The organism is Vibrio sp. T13N (assembly GCF_032970445.1).
GTDB lineage: Bacteria > Pseudomonadota > Gammaproteobacteria > Enterobacterales > Vibrionaceae > Vibrio > Vibrio diabolicus.
Genome location: NZ_JAWJYE010000001.1, coordinates 348,224 through 367,167, shown reverse-complemented (window position 1 = coordinate 367,167; position 18,944 = coordinate 348,224). Strand labels below are relative to the sequence as shown.

Annotated in this window: 22 protein-coding genes; 6 read left to right on the top strand and 16 right to left on the bottom strand. The window is 45.5% G+C overall.

Annotated elements, in window-relative coordinates; genetic code table 11:
• Complete coding sequence (locus tag R2S67_RS01690; protein WP_269043499.1) at positions 1 to 2,424, top strand: formate C-acetyltransferase/glycerol dehydratase family glycyl radical enzyme; 2,424 nt, start codon at positions 1 to 3, stop codon at positions 2,422 to 2,424.
• 49 nt (positions 2,425 to 2,473) lie between these two features.
• Here the strand turns inward: R2S67_RS01690 and R2S67_RS01685 are convergent, their stop codons facing one another.
• The 4 genes from R2S67_RS01685 to R2S67_RS01670 form a co-directional block, all read right to left on the bottom strand.
• Positions 2,474 to 3,556, bottom strand: a complete 1,083-nt coding sequence (locus tag R2S67_RS01685; protein WP_317341804.1) for a saccharopine dehydrogenase family protein — start codon at positions 3,554 to 3,556, stop codon at positions 2,474 to 2,476.
• A gap of 24 nt (positions 3,557 to 3,580) precedes the next feature.
• Positions 3,581 to 4,525, bottom strand: a complete 945-nt coding sequence (locus tag R2S67_RS01680) for an SDR family oxidoreductase (RefSeq protein WP_005462753.1) — start codon at positions 4,523 to 4,525, stop codon at positions 3,581 to 3,583.
• 253 nt (positions 4,526 to 4,778) lie between these two features.
• A complete protein-coding gene (locus R2S67_RS01675) occupies positions 4,779 to 5,216 on the bottom strand; it encodes a MerR family DNA-binding transcriptional regulator (protein WP_046875740.1) in 438 nt (145 codons plus the stop codon).
• A 98-nt stretch (positions 5,217 to 5,314) separates the two neighbouring features.
• Complete coding sequence (locus tag R2S67_RS01670) at positions 5,315 to 5,860, bottom strand: TetR/AcrR family transcriptional regulator (RefSeq protein ID WP_025788520.1); 546 nt, start codon at positions 5,858 to 5,860, stop codon at positions 5,315 to 5,317.
• 98 nt (positions 5,861 to 5,958) lie between these two features.
• Between R2S67_RS01670 and R2S67_RS01665 the strand changes: the two genes are divergently transcribed.
• The 4 genes from R2S67_RS01665 to R2S67_RS01650 all read left to right on the top strand — a co-directional run bounded on the left by R2S67_RS01665 (position 5,959) and on the right by R2S67_RS01650 (position 7,512).
• Entirely contained in the window at positions 5,959 to 6,432 is a 474-nt protein-coding gene (locus tag R2S67_RS01665; RefSeq protein ID WP_005462762.1) for an HPP family protein, read from the top strand.
• A gap of 139 nt (positions 6,433 to 6,571) precedes the next feature.
• Positions 6,572 to 6,787, top strand: coding sequence for a TIGR02450 family Trp-rich protein (locus R2S67_RS01660; RefSeq protein WP_193447783.1), 216 nt, complete (start codon positions 6,572 to 6,574; stop codon positions 6,785 to 6,787).
• A gap of 118 nt (positions 6,788 to 6,905) precedes the next feature.
• Entirely contained in the window at positions 6,906 to 7,283 is a 378-nt protein-coding gene (locus R2S67_RS01655; RefSeq protein ID WP_005396583.1) for a PH domain-containing protein, read from the top strand.
• 10 nt (positions 7,284 to 7,293) lie between these two features.
• Positions 7,294 to 7,512, top strand: a complete 219-nt coding sequence (locus R2S67_RS01650) for a DUF6500 family protein (RefSeq protein WP_114322771.1) — start codon at positions 7,294 to 7,296, stop codon at positions 7,510 to 7,512.
• Here R2S67_RS01650 and R2S67_RS01645 read toward each other — a convergent pair.
• From R2S67_RS01645 to fliD, 9 genes are all read right to left on the bottom strand, one after another.
• Complete coding sequence (locus R2S67_RS01645; RefSeq protein ID WP_031780567.1) at positions 7,509 to 7,796, bottom strand: hypothetical protein; 288 nt, start codon at positions 7,794 to 7,796, stop codon at positions 7,509 to 7,511. The two genes, R2S67_RS01650 and R2S67_RS01645, sit on opposite strands and share 4 nt — an antisense overlap.
• 78 nt (positions 7,797 to 7,874) lie before the next feature.
• Positions 7,875 to 8,867 carry a flagellar motor protein MotB gene (locus R2S67_RS01640; protein WP_005396581.1) on the bottom strand — a complete coding sequence of 331 codons (993 nt, stop codon included), beginning with the start codon at positions 8,865 to 8,867 and terminating at the stop codon, positions 7,875 to 7,877.
• Positions 8,867 to 9,724, bottom strand: a complete 858-nt coding sequence (gene motA / locus R2S67_RS01635; protein WP_005396580.1) for a flagellar motor stator protein MotA — start codon at positions 9,722 to 9,724, stop codon at positions 8,867 to 8,869. Before motA ends, R2S67_RS01640 begins: the two co-directional genes overlap by 1 nt.
• A 10-nt stretch (positions 9,725 to 9,734) precedes the next feature.
• Positions 9,735 to 10,463: a FliA/WhiG family RNA polymerase sigma factor gene (locus R2S67_RS01630; RefSeq protein ID WP_005396579.1), complete on the bottom strand. Its 729-nt coding sequence runs from the start codon at positions 10,461 to 10,463 to the stop codon at positions 9,735 to 9,737.
• 12 nt (positions 10,464 to 10,475) lie between these two features.
• Complete coding sequence (fliL, locus tag R2S67_RS01625; protein ID WP_005398533.1) at positions 10,476 to 10,976, bottom strand: flagellar basal body-associated protein FliL; 501 nt, start codon at positions 10,974 to 10,976, stop codon at positions 10,476 to 10,478.
• Between the two features lie 22 nt (positions 10,977 to 10,998).
• Complete coding sequence (locus R2S67_RS01620; protein ID WP_317341795.1) at positions 10,999 to 12,072, bottom strand: flagellar hook-length control protein FliK; 1,074 nt, start codon at positions 12,070 to 12,072, stop codon at positions 10,999 to 11,001.
• On the bottom strand, positions 12,069 to 12,389 hold the full coding sequence (locus R2S67_RS01615; protein WP_005398525.1) for a hypothetical protein: 321 nt from the start codon (positions 12,387 to 12,389) through the stop codon (positions 12,069 to 12,071). The genes R2S67_RS01620 and R2S67_RS01615 overlap by 4 nt, the downstream gene beginning before the upstream one ends.
• Positions 12,373 to 12,759: a flagellar export chaperone FliS gene (fliS, locus tag R2S67_RS01610; RefSeq protein WP_005375014.1), complete on the bottom strand. Its 387-nt coding sequence runs from the start codon at positions 12,757 to 12,759 to the stop codon at positions 12,373 to 12,375. The genes R2S67_RS01615 and fliS overlap by 17 nt, the downstream gene beginning before the upstream one ends.
• 19 nt (positions 12,760 to 12,778) lie before the next feature.
• A complete protein-coding gene (gene fliD, locus R2S67_RS01605) occupies positions 12,779 to 14,116 on the bottom strand; it encodes a flagellar filament capping protein FliD (RefSeq protein WP_104970451.1) in 1,338 nt (445 codons plus the stop codon).
• Positions 14,117 to 14,529: 413 nt separating this feature from the next.
• Here fliD and R2S67_RS01600 point away from each other — a divergent pair, with 413 nt between their 5' ends.
• Complete coding sequence (locus tag R2S67_RS01600; RefSeq protein ID WP_053807552.1) at positions 14,530 to 14,817, top strand: hypothetical protein; 288 nt, start codon at positions 14,530 to 14,532, stop codon at positions 14,815 to 14,817.
• A gap of 59 nt (positions 14,818 to 14,876) precedes the next feature.
• Here R2S67_RS01600 and lafA read toward each other — a convergent pair whose 3' ends face one another.
• From lafA to flhA, 3 genes are all read right to left on the bottom strand, one after another.
• Positions 14,877 to 15,731 carry a lateral flagellin LafA gene (lafA, locus tag R2S67_RS01595; protein WP_053807553.1) on the bottom strand — a complete coding sequence of 285 codons (855 nt, stop codon included), beginning with the start codon at positions 15,729 to 15,731 and terminating at the stop codon, positions 14,877 to 14,879.
• A 304-nt stretch (positions 15,732 to 16,035) separates the two neighbouring features.
• Positions 16,036 to 16,806 carry an EAL domain-containing protein gene (locus tag R2S67_RS01590; protein WP_046875750.1) on the bottom strand — a complete coding sequence of 257 codons (771 nt, stop codon included), beginning with the start codon at positions 16,804 to 16,806 and terminating at the stop codon, positions 16,036 to 16,038.
• 19 nt (positions 16,807 to 16,825) lie between these two features.
• Entirely contained in the window at positions 16,826 to 18,916 is a 2,091-nt protein-coding gene (flhA, locus tag R2S67_RS01585; protein ID WP_006741984.1) for a flagellar biosynthesis protein FlhA, read from the bottom strand.
• Positions 18,917 to 18,944 lie beyond the last annotated feature (28 nt).

The following is an 18,944-nucleotide window of genomic DNA, read 5'->3' as shown; positions in this document are numbered from 1 at the left end:
ATGGACCTACATACCCTTCCAGAGCGAATCAAAGCCCACAAATTGGCACTGGTCAACATCGTAACGCCGCCAATCTGTACTGAGCGCGCAGAGGCTTATACTCGAGCGTATCAGGCAAATGAAGACAAACCTGTGATTGTGCAACGAGCGCTGGCGCTACAAGAGCACTTACGCACTCGTACCATTTGGATTAAGCACGACGAGCTGATTGTAGGCAACCAAGCGAGCAAAGTACGCGCTGCGCCGATCTTCCCTGAATACACGGTGCGTTGGATTGAAGCGGAAATCGACGAACTGGCCGACCGACCAGGGGCTGGTTTTGCGGTAAGTGAAGAAGACAAACAAAGCATTCACGCCATTACGCCATACTGGCGCGGTAAAACGGTGCAAGATCGCTGCTATGGACTTTTTACCGACGAGCAACAAGAGATCCTAGCCAGCACCATCATTAAAGCCGAGGGCAACATGACTTCGGGCGACGCGCACCTTGCAGTGGATAACGAAAAAATCCTGAAGATCGGTATGAACGGTCTGCTGGATGAGGTTCGTCAGCATCGAGCTAATAACGACGTGTCGACGTATGAAGGGTTGAAGAAAGAGCAGTTTTATAAGTCCGTCGAAATTGTCTTGCTTGCGATTCAGGAGCACATGGTGAGTTACGCCGATCTCGCTCTGGAAATGGCACAAAACGAAACTCGACCAGAGAGGAAAGCGGAACTGGAGACAATCGCAGAAAACTGTCGTCATGTGGCTTTCCATGCGCCAACCAACTTCTGGCAAGCTCTGCAACTGAGCTATTTTGTGCAGTTGATGTTGCAAATTGAATCGAATGGCCACTCTGTTTCATTCGGTCGGATGGACCAGTTCCTAAACGACTACTACGTGCGTGATCTTGAAAGTGGCACGATGAACAAAGCGTTCGCCCTTGAGCTATTGCAAAGCTGTTGGTTGAAATTGCTTGAAGTAAACAAGATTCGCTCTGGTGCGCACTCAAAAGCATCGGCAGGTTCTCCGTTGTATCAAAACGTCTGTATCGGTGGACAAAAGCTGAATGAGAATGGAGAACCTGAAGACGCCGTAAATCCGCTATCTTGGGCGATTTTAGAGTCTTGTGGTCAGCTACGTTCCACGCAACCGAACTTGAGTGTTCGCTATCATGAAGGTCTGAATCAAGAGTTCTTGATGGGCTGTATTGAAGTGATCAAATGCGGATTCGGTATGCCTGCATTCAACAACGATGAAATCGTCATTCCAGAATTCATCAAGCTAGGTGTCGAGAAAGAAGACGCTTACAACTACGCGTCTATTGGCTGTATTGAAACCGCTGTTCCAGGCAAGTGGGGTTACCGTTGCACGGGCATGAGCTTCATTAACTTTGCGCGTATTTTACTGGCTGCGCTTAACGAAGGTGTGGATGCAACGACGGGCAAAGCCTTCTTGCCGCATGATAAGTCGCTAGCAAAAGGTAACTTCGAGAGCTTTGAGCAAGTCACCGCTTCTTGGGCGGAGCAAATTCGCTACTACACACGTAAATCGATTGAGATCGATACCGTAGTCGACAGCGTGCTTGAGCAGCAAGCGCAAGATATTTTCTGCTCATCGCTGGTGGATGACTGTTTGGCGCGTGGTAAAACAGTAAAAGAAGGCGGAGCGAAATGCGATTGGGTATCTGGCCTGCAAGTGGGCATCGCCAATTTGGGTAACAGTTTGGCGGCGATCAAACATTTGGTGTTTGAAGAAGCACAAATCAGCCAAACGGAACTGGCAAAAGCATTAGAAGAAGACTTCGATGGTATTGAGAACGAACAACTTCGCCAACGCTTAATCAACTTCGCGCCAAAATACGGCAATGACGACGATTATGTCGACCAATTGCTGGCTGATGCTTATCAGGTTTACATTGATGAGTTGGCGCAGTTTGTCAATACACGTCATGGGCGTGGTCCAATTGGTGGCGGCTACTACGCGGGAACATCGAGCATCTCTGCTAACGTGCCATTTGGCGCATCCACGATGGCAACACCAGATGGTCGAAAAGCGAAAACGCCACTGGCAGAAGGCGCAAGTCCAGCATCGGGCTCTGACCGTTTGGGACCAACGGCGGTGTACAACTCAGTCGGTAAAATTCAAGCTAATAAAATCTTGGGTGGTGTGCTGCTTAACCAGAAGTTAAGCCCAGCGGCTGTCGCTTCAGAAGGAGATAAGCTCAAGCTATCGATGCTGATTCGTACCTTCTTTAATCACCACAAAGGTTGGCACGTACAGTACAACATCGTTTCTCGTGAAACCTTGCTGGCGGCGAAAAAGAACCCAGAACAATATCGTGACCTTGTCGTGCGAGTCGCGGGCTACTCAGCCTTCTTTACCGCGCTGTCACCAGACGCGCAGGATGACATCATCGCTCGTACCGAACACGAGTTGTGATGGCCTCAACCCCTGTTAATGCAGAAGGCACCGATTGGTGCCTTTTTGTTTACTCTTCAATGGTTATGTCACTAGAGCCGGGAAGCTGCGACACAAAACTGGAGCCCATAAGTTTAGAGGGTGTGTATACACCGGCTGCAGGCTTCGTATGTAGCAGGTGCTCTACAATCGCTAGAGATCCCGTTACGGTTAAGCTGTAGCCATTGGCCGTTTGTACTCGTGCTGTTTTGCTTTGTCCGAGCTTGTTGCTTGCTTTACCCCATACATATGTGGGTAATTGGTTTCTTTGATCCTCATTCGGTCCTTTTACGGTTCTTTCAATACGGCTTTTTATGAGGCTTTGTACCCAGGTTATGCCGAGAAGGGGGCGAACCCAATTCGCTCGTTTAGCGTTTTTTATCATGTTCGGCGATCCGGGAATAAAAACATCAATATTCTCAATCCCCGTGGTGTAATAGGCGGTTGAAACATCGCCCCACGGAATGGTCATCGCAAGTTTTTCGCCGTCACCAAAATCAATGTTGCGAACTTTATACGCTAGCGGAACGGTGGTGATTTTTCCGTTAAGCCGCACTTTACCGCCTTGAGCCAAACCTTCGACAGACGTTTTCGCCGTGCCCGGAGAAAAACCAGAGCGAGAGTCAAAACCGAGAGACAGGTGTGTTGCATCTGGTAGCGCAGCTTTCAATGTGGCTGCAATGCAATCCGTTGGAATAACATCAAAACCAACACCGGAGCACAATACGACACCAGCTTCCTTTGCTTGTGATTGCAGCGTTTGTGCAAACTCAAATACAGAGATCTCACCTGTAATATCGAGGTAATGTGCGCCTGCTTCTAGGCACGCTTTCATCATCGGTTTTGCCGTCGAAGAAAAGGGTCCTGCGCAGTTTAATACCAGTGATGAACCCGAAATGTGTTGGACTGCGCTGCTTTTATCCTCAAGAGAAAAAGCAAGACTTTGCAGCCCTAGTTCAGCCGCTAGGCTTTGTACTTTCTCTAAACTTCTACCAGCAAGGATTGGGTGGTGACCTCGTTTTACGGCCTCTCTCGCAATGAGCTCGCCTGTATAACCATTGGCTCCGTATATGATCCAACGATCTGGGGATGATGCCGGTGTGTTATCTTTCATCAAAAAGCTCCTATCAATGCCTGCTTAAAGAGGTTTCTGGTCATTGGCTTTTTCTTGTTGAATTGTGGTCAAGCCTTGTTCGAATGTGGTGATTTGAAAATCTGGAAAACGAGTTTGAAACTTATCTGAAACAAAAAGGTTGTCAGATTCGTAGCGAGGCAAAAGCTCGGCTGCATCTCGAATGGTTTGATTAAATCGCCCAGCTAGCCACAATTGCCAGCGCTTGATGACTTTGTATTTCGGTTGAACGTTAAAAACCTTTGCTGCAACAGCGATAAACTCCCGATACGTCAGTCGACGATCGTCGCAAGGCAAATGCCAAGTTTGTCCGTAAGCATCGGGCGTATTCCCAATTAGCGCCATCGCTCGGCTTGCGTCTGGCGTATAAATTAAGCTGCGTTTGGTGTCATCACGTAAAAACACTTTTGCACTCTTTTGGTTAAGTAGATTATCGATAATGGCGGAATTAGTGATGCTTTGTGTTTTCCCCGGGCCGTAAAATTCCGGAGCACGACAGATAACGGCTTCGATTTCTCCTTTATTCATCGATTCTAGCAGCATGTCAGTAATGACCGCACGAATTCGACCTTTTTCTCCATTAGGTTGAAATGGTGCATCTTCTTGTTGAGGCGTATCCGTTTGCGGGTACATGTAGGTATTATCAAAGTAAACAAGCTTTGCTTGATGAGTTTTACATGCGGCGATGACATTACGCATCATTGTTGGCCATTGTTCCACCCACAGTTGAGTATCCATTGGTAGCCCTGCAGTAAGGTAAACGATACTAGAACCTTTTACGGCATCTGATGTTTGTTTCGCGTCGAGCAAGTCCGCTTTTACCAGTTGATCCGTCTCGTTGACTCGATGTGGATTGCGGCTCACCAAACGGATGTCGCTCGTAAAGTCTCGTTTTAGGCTTAATGCCAGCTCACGGCCAATTTGCCCACTTGCACCCAATATCGTTTGCATTCGCCAATCTCCTGCTGTGTTGCTTTGATATTCATCCTAAGATTAAAGTTAGGTTTAAGGTCAACCCATATTTTGAAGATAAATCGGATTGATTTTTTATTGATTATAGAAACAAGGAGATGGCACATCTGAGCTAAGGGCGAATGGTTTTGACAGACTCAATTTAGTGGCTGGCAGGGGAATTGGCGAATCTATAATCCAACATCAAGAGTAAAGCTTCGCTTGTTAACGTTGACTTGATTTGGTGACGGTTTTACTTTTTATTTGAAGGGTTTTCTTTGGCCAGAATCGTTTGACCAAGTTGAGACATGACGCGTTTTGCATTCATTGCACAGTCCATGTCATCTGGCTTAGCTTCAATCTCTTTAAGTACTTCTTTTAACTTGCTTTTGCTCTGCGCGATTTTTCGCTCAAGCTCGTCGAGCTCTTGGACTTTTTGCTGCAAGGTTGTCAATAACTGATGATGATCCCAGTTAGAAAGGTCGGATGGCAGTAACGCACTTAGTTCATTCAAACTGAATCCAGCTTGCTGACCCGTTGTGATCATGTCCAGAATCATTAATGCTTCTTGCGGATACTCGCGGTACCCGTTGGCTTTACGGGTCACGGTTTTTAGCAGTCCGATGCGCTCGTAAAATCGAATACGCGAGGGAGCAAGGCCCGTTTTTTGCGCCAGTTCGCCAATTTTCATATCAAGCGTGTCTCATTAGGTTGATAAAATAACCTTACCATTTCTGAACATTCTCGCCAGCTTGGTGCTCGGTCGATTCGTTTTTTGCTTTCTTACCGTTACAGCTTGCGCAAAATTTCCACGCATTTCTTTGTGACGTCGTCGTACTCTTTTGTCATGTAAGCGGTAGTGATGGCGCCTTCTTTCATGATGCAAATGGCATCGAGTAATGATGTGTTGTCTGATTTGAGATAGCGTTGAATTAGCTCTCGAACCTGTTGTTTATGGTGGCGGCAATACGTTGCAATCTCGCCGCTGTCGTCACTGAATTCGGCGGACGTGTTGATGAAGAAACAGCCGCGAAACTCGCCCAATTTTTCCTCAGAACCATGAAACCAGCCGTTAAGCGCGGTAAACAACTGGTCGATCACGTCTGTGCTCGATTGTGCTGATGACAGTTTCTCCTCTAGCCACGCCATGAAGATTTGGTGGCGTTGTTCTAGTGCGGCGAGGATGAGCGCTTCTTTGCTCTCAAAATGGCTGTACAGCGTGCGTTTAGCCACGCCAGAAACTTTAAGGACTTCATTGATGCCAATGGAGTTGATGCCCTGTTTGTAAAACAGCGACAACGCGGTATCGATCAATAACTGTTTCTTTTTGTTCATAACTACGTCCTCAAAAAGTTCTACAAACACATATTGACAAAGGTAGACAGGTTTGTCTATTTTAGTTTGTAGACAATTCGGTCTACTTTGAGGTGTTTATGAATAATTTAATTTTATCGTTGGTCGCGGGGCTTGGTGCGACATTGGCTATTGGTGTGTTGTCTTACGCCGAGGTATCTCTTACTGAGGTTGTACTTCTCATGGCGCCATTTGGTGCTACGGCGGTGTTGGTGTTTGGGGTGCCTAGCAGCCCTCTCGCTCAACCAAAAAATGTGATCATTGGTCACTTCATTACGGCATCTATCGGTATTGCGTTTAGCCAATACGTTGAGATCACGCCAATCACGCTCGCGATTGCGACTGGGTTAGGTGTGTCAGCGATGCTGATTACGAAGACAACGCATCCACCTGCGGGTGCAAATCCTATCTTGATCATGGCATCTGGGCAGGGGTGGAGCTTTCTGTTCACGCCAGTACTGATCGGCGCTGTGGTGATTGTGCTGGTTGGTAAGGCGTTGCAGTTGCTACAGAGTCAGTACTTAAACCCTCGTTTGAACGGTCAAAAGACCTAGGTGGGTTGCAAGTAAGGCCGCATTGGGGGATGACCTCTTTTGCGGCTTTTCCCTTTCGTGGATGCTTAAAAATAAAATCTGATTCTCTCTTGGTATTCAGTCGTATACATAGAGATGAAAGTTAAATTGGTATACTGCGATGAATAGAATTCACCCAAAGAAACTATTGCACAGCAAATGGACGGCGACGTCACCTAAAAATAAAGAGAAGCACTTTGTCGTAACAGAAATGGAGCTGGATGAAGAAGGCAATGTTGTGAAATGTGTTATTGAAGCCGTTATGAGTAAACGTGAGCAAGAGATGAACTGGCAAGATCTGAAAGACCCAGAGCTATGGCTGCAAGGGTGGAAGTAACGCACTTTGTTGAATTTTTTCCTGGGTTTGAAATCGAAAGATGATACTTAACTGATAGGCAACGGTCTGTGTATCTGCTACGTTGAGTTTGTTCGCTATCAACTAAAAAGGAATGACTATGATCGATTTCGACAATTCGTCAGTGTTTAAGCTTAAACCCATTGAGGTATCAAAAGTTAGGGAAGATTTTCACAAGTTTCTTATTGATGGCGAGTCGGTATTTGCGGGCTTTAAAACGGTTCGCGACCAAGTGGTGTTTACCAACAAGCGAGTGATTGCGGCGAATGTGCAAGGGATTACGGGCTCAAAAGTGGATTACACGTCGCTGCCTTATAGCAAGATCAATGCATTTTCTATCGAGACGTCTGGTACCTTTGACTTAGACTGTGAAATTGAGTTCTTCATGAGTGAGGTGGGAAGAGTACGTTTTGAAATTAAAGGCTCGTTTGATCTGATTTCTTTCAACCGTATGGTTAGTGAGTATGTACTAGCGTAAGGGAATAGAAATGAGAGCTTCATTGAGAGACAAAATAATAGAGGTCTGTGACAAAAAGATCGCAAGCAAAGGTGAGCAGGTTGGGCTCTCATTTTATGCGTTTTTCGCCAACAAAAATGATGATCCTGAACAGTTGATGGAGGCGGCTACGTGGTGGATTCAGACCCATCGGCTCGACCACTTCGAGAAAGCATTAAAAATCAAATCAATGGTGGAGTCTGGTATCTAAATTAAAAAAAAGAAATAAAGAAAGCAGACAAATGCCAACAACGTCGCGGATAAAACAGGGTAGATAATATAAGAGTCCTGTTTATTGGTTCTTTGAAAGCACAGAGAAACGAGTAAGACGTTGTAGACGACGAGCAGCATACTAATCATGGTCCCACTGTTAAGCGTTAAACTGGACAGCTGAGTTAAGAAAAACGCCAATAAAAGGTAGTCGAAGACAATTAACCATAAAAAGGCTTTCTTCAACAGATCGCGTTTTTTGTTTTCGGAAGGTGTTATGTGCATATAGAACTCAACTAAAAAGTCACAGTAACAGAGGTTTCAGTTAGAAAGGTCACCATCAGGCGAGGTGACCTTTTGAGGTTATAATTCTTGAATATTTACTTCGTTGGTGGCCGTATCACCCGAGTAATTGATGACTTCTTGTCGAATGACTGGTTGGTTAAATTCGGCTTTATCTTTCGCTTTTTGCAGTTCACTTTCTTGGTGGTTACCAAAAAGAGTTTCGAGTACTTTGGCTGCTGGCGTCGTTAAAACGAACAGCTCGATACGGCGGTTTTCGCTTGAATCTGGTTCATCAGGGTTAAGCAGTGCTCTATCCGACATGCCTGTGACCTGCATGACGCGATCATCCGGCATGCCACCTTCAACCAGCGTATTTCTTGCGACATCAGCTCGAGATGCAGATAGCGCCCAGTTTGATTGACGACCAAAGCGTTTTTTAAATGGAATCGCATCCGTATGTCCGCTGATGATCAGTGGGTTGTTCACACGCTGAAATACAGGCGCAAGTGCAAGTAATAAGTCTTCGAAGAAAGGGGTCAGCTCTGCGCCACCACGACTGAACATATGCTGTTTGTAATCATCTTGAAGGACGATACGTAAGCCTTGTGGGGTCACGGTTACGTTGACATTCCCTTGTGCGTTAATCTGAGCGGTCATTCGTTCAATGACTTTCGCCAGCGCTGCAAGTTGCTCCTGAGTATCGAAGTTACCAGGAATCAACGAGTCGATTTCTGGCCCATCGCCGTCACCTCGAAAGTATGAGCTTACCACGTGGTTGGAATTGTGTTTACTTGGCACAGAAGAGTCCTGTGCCAAGTCAATAGGAGAGATACTTTGTGAAGTATCAAATGGATTACCGTAACTCTTGTCGAATACGCTTGAGCTATGTAAGTGGGCGACAATTGCTTTACGCTCTTCTTTGTCTACCACCTGCATAACCCAAAGCACAAGAAACAGCGCCATTAGGGCGATCATGAAGTCAGCAAACGCGACTTTCCACGCGCCGCCATGAGGTTCATCATGGCTGTGTGCTTTGGCACGTTTGAACACTACATGCTCTTGTTTTTGCATTATCCCTCCTGTTCAGCTAACCACTTCTCCATTTGGTTGAATGTTGGTTTGATGTCTAGCTGAATATGTTTACGACCAGCGTCGATGGCGAGCAATGTCGGCTTCTTCGCTACGTAGGCAACCAAGGTTGCGCGTACGCATTCAAAAGCAGTCATATTACGTTTTACTCGCTGAGCCATGGCGTTACTTAGTGGGTCTAAACCACAGTAACAACCGAAAATACCAATGAATGTACCTACGAGAGCTGCTGCAACGTGATAACCAATCATAGCGATTGAGCCATCAATGGCCTGCATGGTGATAATGATGCCACCAACTGCTGCAAGAATACCGAAGCCAGGTAGTGCTTCTGCTGTACGCTGTAATGAGCGTGAAGGCAAAAGCATTTCGTTTTGGATAGCTTCAATTTCTTGCTCTAGCAGTCCCTCTAATTCATGAGGCGACATTTGTCCCATTGCCATTAAACGTAAATTATCAGTAATGAAAGAAATTAGGCGATGATCCTCAGCAATCGTCGGGTAAGCGAGAAACATAGAGCTCTGTTCTGGCGACTCAATGTGAGAGTCGAGGAACTTATAACCACGGTTGCGCGCTGTCTCGAGCAAGTTATTGAGCAGCGCCATTAATTCCATGTAGTACTCATGCTCTTCTGTCGGGCCTTTGATGGTCGCAGGCACTTGGCGACGCATTTCTTTCAGTACGTGAGGTGGGTTACCGATGATCAAAGAACCAGCAGCAGCGCCAATGATGATAAGGAATTCGGCTGGTTGCCAGATAGCGCCTAAGTTACCGCCGGCCCACATGTATCCACCGAAGACGCACACCAGGATAGTGAGGACTCCAAAAAACTTTTGCATCTTGTGACTCCTAAGAGGACATTAATTGGTTGAGTTGTTTCAGCGCTTGTTTGTGAAGCTGACATATACGAGGTGGTGTCAGATCCAATACCAGAGCTATTTCGTGTAAGTTGAGTTCATGTTGATAGAACAGAGTAAGCAGCAATTGATCACGCTTCGGCAATTTGCCTAAAGCGCTATCTAAACTACGACGAATATGCTCATGTTCCATGCCATCATATTGCCCGCCAATATAGCTATCACCACTGCTTTCCATCAGTTGGTCAAGGCTTTGCATCTCTCCCGCAAGGGCGGCATTTTGGCGGTTGTAATAGTCCTGCTCATTCGTCCCCAAGGCTTGGATGATTTCTGCATCCGTAGGCATCCGACCTAAAGAGCGTGTGAGATCTCGAGTCACGTCGTTGAGTTCGTGAGCCTGTTGGCGAGTTTTACGTGAGCGCCAATCTAGCCGGCGCAATTCGTCTAAAATTGCACCTCGAACGCGACACACGGCAAAGGCAGGGAAATGAGGATCGTCAACATCGCCGTATCGGCGTCCAGCTTCAACTAGAGCGATAAGGCCAATTTGCTGCATATCTTCAATACTACAGTGAGAAGTGGCATGAACACGTAGCTGGTTAACGACGCGTTTCACCATAACTTGATGACGTTGCAGCAGTGCATTTTCGTCAATTGGGCGTGATGGCGTCGTCACTTCCTCTTCTGTGGTATAGGTGTCTTGTATATTCATGTCTAACATGGTTGTGCTCCGTTATTGCACAACATATTTAGTCAACAAAACATCGTCGATTTCGCGAACGATGTCTGTCTTAGCAAAAGCCAGTAAAAGCGTTTGTTTTACTTCGTTTTGCAGAATATCAATGGCACCCGCTTGCTGTAACTCATCAAATGTTTTGTCGCTAAACAATTTTAATAATGAGTTTTGTACCATTGGCATGTATTCATCAATGTCTTTGATACGCTCAGGACGGCGTGTTTCAATTGCTAGTTCTAGCATGACAAAGTGAGTTTGCTTTTTACCTTTTACGGTTAAAACGACTTTGTCTAAAGGATGGAAGCTAGGACCTTTGCTTGTCGGTTCTTCTGTGACTAAAAATGACAATGGAGAATCATCGATCAAGGAACCAGAGTCAGGTGACTCTTGAGCGTGTTTGTTTAAGTACCAGATTCCGCCCATAATCGTGGCGGCCGAAACGAGGGCGCTGGTGATGATCATGGCGATAAACAGGGCGATCATTTGTTGTTTGGTCATAACCTTTTTCCTCGAGGATTAACTAGGCTTGAGTGTTCAGCCAGTGTTCTGAATAGTTTGTTGTTGTAGTTTGGAATGCACCAGATTCTCGTGCTGCGAAAATAGTGGCGTCTTCTTCATTTGTATGTTGGTCATTGCGACTCTGGCTTTGATCAGAGCCCACGTTGACATCGACATGGACGAAGTTCTGCTCTTGCAGTTCTGTGCGTAGACGCTCAGACACTTGCATTAAAGCTTCTCGTGTTGCGGCTGCATTGGCATTGATGTGCACGCTTAGTCGGTCGCCTTCAACACGTACAAGTAAATCCAGCTTACCTAAATCCGGTGGGTCGAGGCGGATTTTGGCTTCTTGTACATTTTGTTGCGCTTGAAGAGTCACACGGTCATGCAGAACTTGCATCATTTGCTCTCCCCATTTCCCAGCACTGGTGTCAACGCGCACAGCCGCCCACTCAGAGCCTTGAGTTTGAATATGACTCGTGGCAACGGCGGTGTTCGGGGCTTGTGGCGTTGGTGTTTGTCCTTGGAGTGGTGAGGCCGTTGGTTGCCCTTGAACTGGTTGACTCAATAGGGTCTGAAAGTCGGCACTGGAGATTGATAGACGCGAGTTCGATGACATCGGTTGGCTTTGTTGCACCTCTTGTTGTTTTGGAGAGGTGTTTAGCAAGGCGTTATTTGAGTCTTGTATTGTAGACTTAACATCGTTAGCTACCGATAAAGGCGGAGTTTTTCCGAACTGACCCGACTGCTTTTCTGCCATAGTGAGCATACTCTGGGTTAGAGCCTGAGCTTGCATAGCAAGATCAGGTGATTCTGTTGAACCCAGTGTACTTGTCAGGTGAGCATCTGCTTCAGAAGCCGAGTGCTCGTCAGTATCCGAACCACGAGCATGCGCCTTTTCTTCGCTGTCCAAAGCTGGAGCGGTAAGATGAAAACTCGGCACGGTTGAAGCTGAGGCGAAACCTTGGCCGTCATACTGGCTATGCTCAGACATAGGGTTATGAGAAAAACCGTGTACAGCTCTTGCTTGTTTTATGTTGCCTTCATGGCCAGGTGATGAATTGCCGGATATTTGAGTTGAAGGAGATACGATCATTGAGTTAGCTCCATGGTCATCGCTAATTGATAGGCCATAGCGCGCTCTTGATGGTCATTGACCATGTTCATCTCTTTTTCTAACTCGTTCTTCGACTTTTCTAATCTAGCGAATGCATCTGCATGAACGGTTTTGGCACGTTGAATTTCAGGTGCAAGCTTAGGATCCTTCAAAAAAGGTTTGTGACTGATCAATAGCTCTCGCAACTGCAAGTCATAGCGCTTAAGCGCATGCCAATCTGCTGTTTTTGTAGCGAATTGGATGAGCTGAGATAAATGACGAAATCGCTCTGGCGACACTTTATGCTTGTTGTCCAAAATTCATCCAACCTTCACGAATGTTACCCATTACACGCTCGACATTAACCAAGCGATTCGCATCGTTCTGCACGCTGGCGTAATAAAGCTCAACTTGGCAGAAGTCATACAGCTGGCGTAAGTTTTCAGCAATTTCGCCACCATTCTCATCATCTAGAGCGCTTGTGAGCCCAATCAAGATGTTCATGCATTTGTTGATTCCGTTACCTTTCTCAGCCAAGCGATTCGCAGCCAAATGGCCACGAATACGTTCAACTTCATCAAGTAAGCCATCGATCAACATAATGACTAATTGGTGTGGGTTTGCTGCTGCCGCTTGCGCGTCGAGATCGACTTGTTGGTACGAGTCATAGCCAGAGTCCATAAGCATGAGATATTCTCCTAAAGCCTTAGCCAAACATTGACATGGTTTGGTTCATTTGGGTCATTAATGTATTCATTTGAGTGAACTGTTTTAGGTAACGCTTGTACGACATGTCGTATTTACGCTCTAAAGTAGTTTGTTTATCTGAGATGCGATCAATGTTTGCTTGTAGCGATTCTTTACGAGATTTGAACGCTCCAGAAGAGAATTTGAGGAATGGTTCGACCATAGCATCAATAGAGTCGAGCAAAGCGCCGTCGCCATTGAACATCGCTTCCAAGCCCGCACCGTTGTTTTTTTGTGCCTCGGCAAACTTTTCTTGGTCCACTTTCATTTTGCCATTGCGGTCCAATGTCACACCGATTTCGCTCAAGCGCATGCCGCCGTGCTCACCTCGAACCAGGCTGGTTAACTGGCTTTCAATCGAACGCATAGTTGGATCGCTTGCCAAAGCGCCTCGCTTTTTATCTTCGCCGCCGATTTGCGTGTGCTCATCAATCGCAGATATCAATGTGTTGTAGGCTTCTACGAACTTATTGAGCTGCTCTTTTGTTGCTTCGTCGTCAGCTCCGATACCTAAACCAATAGCGGTTTCTCCTGAGGTTTGAGCCTTGGTAACGGTAATATCTACGCCATCGATAACACCTTCAAACGTATTGCTTGAGTTTGTTAGTTTTAGCCCAGTTCCTTCTGCTCCTAACCAAATCACAGCATCCTGTGGAGCACTTATCTGATTGAGGTTTGTGAATGCATCTTCAAACCAGGCTTGGCCAGTACCAGACGCCGATACGTTGATTTGGTTAGCAACACCAGTTTCAGTGCTTGAAAGCATAAAGTGAGTCTGGCCGTTTGAGCGCACTAAGGTTGCATTTACACCTGGGTTATCGCTGTCGTTATTAATTGCAGTCGCTAAGTCACTTATTGTTGCTGTACCATCACCGTCGGTATCGACTGTTGATAGATCAAGTGTCATCGTTTCACCGTTGATGGTGAATTCGAGAGTTCCTGAAGTCGGAACCTCTGTAGTGGCGTCAAGGTCTGCAGGCATGCCTGTAGAGACTTGATGTGATGTTGCAACTTGTTCAACGAAAATCTGGTAGCTACCGGATAGCGCTTTTGCGTCAGCATTAGCTGTAAAGTAACCTTCTTGAGAAATGCTTGTTGAGTTTTTAATGATGCTGCTAGTACTGCTGTTCATCTCTTTGAGAGCAGTTCGGAACTCACGCATTGCACTTTCAACTTTGCCCAAGGCAGATAACTGAGATTGGTATTTATCGGCTTGTAGCTGATAGCGCTGTTTAAATGGTTGAACGTCGTACGTAGCCAACTTAGTTGCCATGGATATTGGATCTAATGAACTCACGAGCTTATTCCCTCTCTCATCGGTAATTGGCGTAACTCTATGCCTGGAATATATGTCTTATCGCAAGATACGTGCCCAATTAAAATGAGCTTTTAAAACATAAGCTTACGATGTTATTTGGATTTGAGAGGAAGTAGATTTTCCACCTAGTGTGTTCCGCCTTCCTCTAGAAAACATCTAGTGTTTCCTTATAAGACAAGGCGACTAAAAAACTAAATTATTTAATCCACTTTAGGGGGAGGGAGTTTAAGTAAACTATCAATAGTGCGGTATTTTAGGTTCTTCCTGCTATTTTATTGGGACTATTCCTACATAGTGGAATGTCGCTTTTTGGTATCTTTAACTTGGTATGTATTTGGTGTTTGAAGATATTTTTCCAACGTTAGTTTTACACTTAGATAAGAACGGCAGAAATGAATGAATTTGTTTTGCGGCTGATGAAATGTGCTCGATCTTACGAAACGTTTATTAGTGCTAAGTTACTGAGCAAACAAAATATTAATTCAGATGAACTAGCAAGTATCCTACAAGAAGCGATATCCAAGTTCCCTGAGTTGAAAACATATCAGCAAGGACAGGGAAGCGAGACAGTTGAGTTGGAGCTATTTAATAAAGTGCTTCATAATATAATGCGGAAAATAGGTTTTAGAGTACCGGAAGAGCAACGTGGGAATAAAAGCTATATTTATATTCGCAGGTGATAAAAAAGCCTCCCATAGGGAGGCTTTTTATTTTGGTATATTTTATTTCTAGTTCGTTATTAACGAAGTAGAGACATTGCCATACCAGGTAGCTGGTTAGTTTGAGACAGAACTGTCGTACCAGCTTGCATTAGCATTTGGTTCTTAGTCATGTTTGAAGACTCTACAGCGAAATCTGCGTCCATGATACGGCCTTTAGCAGCAGAAGTATTCTCAACCATGTTACCCAGGTTAGTCATAGTGTGCTCAAGACGGTTGATGTTCGCACCAAACTGAGCACGAGTAGCACCGATATCTTCCACTAGACCAGCTGCGCCACTGATTTTATCAAGAGCTGCTTTCGCTTTAGTTGTATCACCGATACCGTCTGTGATTGCTGCGTCAGCAAGAGTCGCTGCAACTTTCTGGATACTTGCAGATGCGTCAACATCTAGAGTTTCAGCAGAAGAAGCACCGATTTGGAAGGTAACTGCACCAGCTTCAAAACCACCACCAGTTGCTAGTAGTTTTTGGCCACCAAAAGAGGTGTTGTCCACGATGTTCTTTAGTTCAGCTGTAAGCTGTTTAAATTCTGCGTCCATTGCCGCGCGGTCTTTATCGCTGTTTGAACCGTTCAAAGACTGTGTTGCTAGGTCGTTCATACGGTATGTGATGTTAGTCATCTCATCCATTGCGCCTTCAGCTGTTTGCATCATAGAGATGCCGTCTTGAGCGTTACGCATTGCTACTGACATACCACGCGTTTGTGCTTCTAGACGGTTAGCAATTTGAAGACCAGCAGCGTCATCTGCAGCTGAGTTTACACGGTAGCCTGTGCTTAGACGTTCCATTGCGGTGTTTAGAAGACCGCTTGTGTTGTTCAGAGTGTTTTGAGTTACAAGCGATGCGTAGTTAGTGTGCATTGATAAAGCCATCTTAGTCTCCTTAGTTAGTCACTATATCTTTCAGGCCTCGGGATATTCCCTAGTCACTAACTAGAGGCGGTCGGTCAGCTTTAATGATTAATTTGAAAATTAAAAAATTCCTAAAAAAGATCAAAATTGATGATTTTTAGTGACTTGTATTCCATGAAAATACAGATATAACATCAAATAACCTGAATAAGCCTGACTTAATCAGGGAAGCAGTCATCTATCAATATTGTCGTTCTTCGTTATAAATAAAAAAACAGCGCGAATAATTCGCGCTGTTTTATAAAGATTAATAGTTAGGATTCTGTCATTCCTCACCAAAAGATTGAAAAGAGAGGGAGGTCGGGATGTCACTGAAATAACCAAAGTAATAATTGGCCCCTAACAAGCGATAGCGGTTTAGCTCTGTTTGGCTCGCTACCCGCCCGGCTACCCAAGGGTATTTGTGCTTTCTTAAGAACTTAGCAATCGGTAGGAAAGCATGTCTTTCTTCTTTATCCTCTAATGTGACTGATAGTTTGATCATATCGGGACTAAAGTCAGCGACTCGTTCGAAGTTCACTTGTGATGTCGCGACTTCAAACCAAAGTGAGTAGGCGTTTTCTCTTAACTTCTCTATCAGCGCTGAGACTTTATCATAGGCGCATAGCGTTTTGTCTGCTTGAAGAGAAGGAATCACATGTTGAAAAGCGGAAGAGTGAAACTGAATCATCTGTTCGAGAAAGTATATGCCTGGTTCCCATAGTAATGCGTCAATTCTTATCGGCACGACGACGTTACTGATTAAGTCGGGGTGAAAGGCTTCTAGCTGAAACTGTGTTTGTCGCAATGCGAGATAAAGGCTGAACAAATCTAGGCAGTACTGCATTTGTTCAGAGAGTTCGAATTGATAGACGCTTTGTTCGCCACGCGTGCCAAATCTCAACGTCAGGTGTTGGAATTCTACCTCTCCTGATTGAGTCTCGCGAATGGCTTGGCACGCGTGTTGAATGTCATTGTGCTTTAAAGCATCAAATACTAATTGATCGTCATCCGTGACGATATGTTGTACTGCGAGACCAACCAAATGTTCGTACATCGCATGTGTTGAAATAAGATTAACCAAGGTTTCCTACCACATTGATTTGTTTGTTTTCTGGAATTTCGTTGTAAGACAATACTGCCAGTCCTTGCGTAAATGTGCGTGCGTAACGAGCCAGAAGTGGACGTAACTGAGGCATAACGAGAAGAATCGGAGGTAATCCCTGTTGTTTGAGCTGTTGTCTTATCAGTGGCAAGTTTTGTTGGAACTGACCAAGAATATTTGGCTCAATTGGGAAGCTGTCTAACATTACTGTACCAGAAGATTGTGCTTGTTGTAGCGAAGTCAGTAGCATTTGTTCTAGTTCATCAGAGAGAGCATAGACATTTAATTCGTTTTTCTGTCCCGCAATCAGGTTTACGAGCGTGCGTTTTAGTGCGCAACGCACATCAGATGCCAGTAAAATCGGGTCTTTAGTGTTTTCCGCGGACTCCAGCATCGTGTTAGCAATCGTACGAATATCTTTTAGTGGCACTTGGTCTAGTAACAACTGGCGATATACTTTGAGTTGCTGCGCAGGGTTAAGTGCCGCGGCTAGGGCTTCGGCTAACTTCGGTGCTTGCTGTGTCAAGCGTTGCGTCATGGCTTCAACATCGTCGTGCGTAAACAACTCAGCAAGGTTTGTTTTCATTATCTTGCTAATATGAGTCGCGATGACCGTGCCATCATCGACCACTTGATAACCCATGTTCAGCGCTTTCGCTTTGTCTTGATGTTCAATCCACACCGCTGGTAATTGGTAAGCAGGATCACTGCCCAAAATACCATCTACTTCACCGTACGTTTCTCCGACTGCAATCGCCATCAAACGTTCTGGCTCGATAAAGCCTTGTTCGATCACTTCGCCATTGAGAGAAATTGTATACTGATTCGGTTTAAGGCTTAGGTTGTCTCGAATACGCACCTCTGGTAATAAAAAGCCGACTTGTTCAGATAGGTTACGGCGCACACCGCGAATACGCTGTGATAAAGGTGCACCTTGTTCTTTGTTGACTAGGTGAACGAGACGGTAACCCAGGGAAAGCGACAACGTTTGAACATGAGGAATATCTTCCCATGTAAGCGGTGTATCGTCCTCTTGCATGGCTTGTGAAAGTGCTTCGACCTCCTCGATTTGGGAGTCTTGCACGGGCTTTTTCGTTTGACGCCAACCCGCGAAAGCTAAAGCACCCGCGAAAGCAAAAAAGGCCAAATGTGGCATGCCTGGTACCATGCCTATCACAGCCATGATGCCTGCGACGGTAAACAGTGTCGCCGGGGTTGCCAGCAATTGTTTTTGCATGGTTTCCGACATGCCATTATCGCTATCATTAATTCGCGTAACGATAATCGCTGCAGCCGTTGCCAATAGAAGTGACGGAATTTGAGCTACTAAGCCATCACCGATTGTAAGTAGTGCGTATGTTTTAAAGGCGTCAGATGCTGCGAGTCCATGCTCAAAGACGCCGATGCTGATACCACCAATGATGTTGATAAACAGAATCAGCAAACCAGCGATAGCATCACCTCGCACAAACTTTGAGGCACCGTCCATCGAGCCGTGGAAATCGGCTTCGTTAGCGACTTCTTTACGACGCAATCGAGCGGTTTCCTGATCGATAAGACCGGCATTTAAGTCGGCATCAATCGCCATCTGTTTGCCCGGTAAGGCATCCAAAGTAAAGCGCGCTGACACCTCAGAGATACGTTCGCCACCTTTGGTAATTACGACGAAGTTGATGATCATCAAGATAACAAACACCACCATACCAACGACGTAGTTACCGCCAATAACGACTTCACCGAACGCTTGGATGACTTTACCTGCCGCATCCCCCCCATTATGTCCTTCTAGGAGTACGATTCGTGTGGAAGCGACGTTTAGTGTAAGACGTAATAATGTCGCGACTAACAAAATCGTTGGAAAAACTGAGAAGTCTAATGGTCGCTTTGCGGTAGTGCTGACCAGCAATACTAGGATTGCCAAGACGATATTGAAGGTAAATAACGCATCCAATAGCAGGGGAGGCAAAGGTAAAATCACCATTGCCAAAATCATTAGCAAGACAATTGGAATGCCAATGTAGCCTTTGGTTGATGTTTGAAGTTGTTTTAACCGGTTAAGCATACTTTCGTGTCCTTGGATAAACGCGGGT

What these genes read in the sequence shown, in the direction of transcription:
- R2S67_RS01665 (WP_005462762.1), top strand. Translation starts at nt 5,959, where the DNA reads ATGAATAATTTAATTTTATCGTTGGTCGCGGGGCTTGGTGCGACATTG.
- fliL (WP_005398533.1), bottom strand. Translation starts at nt 10,976, where the DNA reads ATGACCAAACAACAAATGATCGCCCTGTTTATCGCCATGATCATCACC.
- R2S67_RS01655 (WP_005396583.1), top strand. Translation starts at nt 6,906, where the DNA reads ATGATCGATTTCGACAATTCGTCAGTGTTTAAGCTTAAACCCATTGAG.
- R2S67_RS01690 (WP_269043499.1), top strand. Translation starts at nt 1, where the DNA reads ATGGACCTACATACCCTTCCAGAGCGAATCAAAGCCCACAAATTGGCA.
- R2S67_RS01645 (WP_031780567.1), bottom strand. Translation starts at nt 7,796, where the DNA reads ATGCACATAACACCTTCCGAAAACAAAAAACGCGATCTGTTGAAGAAA.
- R2S67_RS01680 (WP_005462753.1), bottom strand. Translation starts at nt 4,525, where the DNA reads ATGCAAACGATATTGGGTGCAAGTGGGCAAATTGGCCGTGAGCTGGCA.
- lafA (WP_053807553.1), bottom strand. Translation starts at nt 15,731, where the DNA reads ATGGCTTTATCAATGCACACTAACTACGCATCGCTTGTAACTCAAAAC.
- motA (WP_005396580.1), bottom strand. Translation starts at nt 9,724, where the DNA reads ATGCAAAAGTTTTTTGGAGTCCTCACTATCCTGGTGTGCGTCTTCGGT.
- R2S67_RS01630 (WP_005396579.1), bottom strand. Translation starts at nt 10,463, where the DNA reads ATGTTAGACATGAATATACAAGACACCTATACCACAGAAGAGGAAGTG.
- R2S67_RS01685 (WP_317341804.1), bottom strand. Translation starts at nt 3,556, where the DNA reads ATGAAAGATAACACACCGGCATCATCCCCAGATCGTTGGATCATATAC.
- R2S67_RS01600 (WP_053807552.1), top strand. Translation starts at nt 14,530, where the DNA reads ATGAATGAATTTGTTTTGCGGCTGATGAAATGTGCTCGATCTTACGAA.
- R2S67_RS01650 (WP_114322771.1), top strand. Translation starts at nt 7,294, where the DNA reads ATGAGAGCTTCATTGAGAGACAAAATAATAGAGGTCTGTGACAAAAAG.
- R2S67_RS01590 (WP_046875750.1), bottom strand. Translation starts at nt 16,806, where the DNA reads ATGTACGAACATTTGGTTGGTCTCGCAGTACAACATATCGTCACGGAT.
- R2S67_RS01640 (WP_005396581.1), bottom strand. Translation starts at nt 8,867, where the DNA reads ATGCAAAAACAAGAGCATGTAGTGTTCAAACGTGCCAAAGCACACAGC.
- fliS (WP_005375014.1), bottom strand. Translation starts at nt 12,759, where the DNA reads ATGCTTATGGACTCTGGCTATGACTCGTACCAACAAGTCGATCTCGAC.
- R2S67_RS01660 (WP_193447783.1), top strand. Translation starts at nt 6,572, where the DNA reads ATGAATAGAATTCACCCAAAGAAACTATTGCACAGCAAATGGACGGCG.
- R2S67_RS01670 (WP_025788520.1), bottom strand. Translation starts at nt 5,860, where the DNA reads ATGAACAAAAAGAAACAGTTATTGATCGATACCGCGTTGTCGCTGTTT.
- R2S67_RS01620 (WP_317341795.1), bottom strand. Translation starts at nt 12,072, where the DNA reads ATGATCGTATCTCCTTCAACTCAAATATCCGGCAATTCATCACCTGGC.
- R2S67_RS01675 (WP_046875740.1), bottom strand. Translation starts at nt 5,216, where the DNA reads ATGAAAATTGGCGAACTGGCGCAAAAAACGGGCCTTGCTCCCTCGCGT.
- flhA (WP_006741984.1), bottom strand. Translation starts at nt 18,916, where the DNA reads ATGCTTAACCGGTTAAAACAACTTCAAACATCAACCAAAGGCTACATT.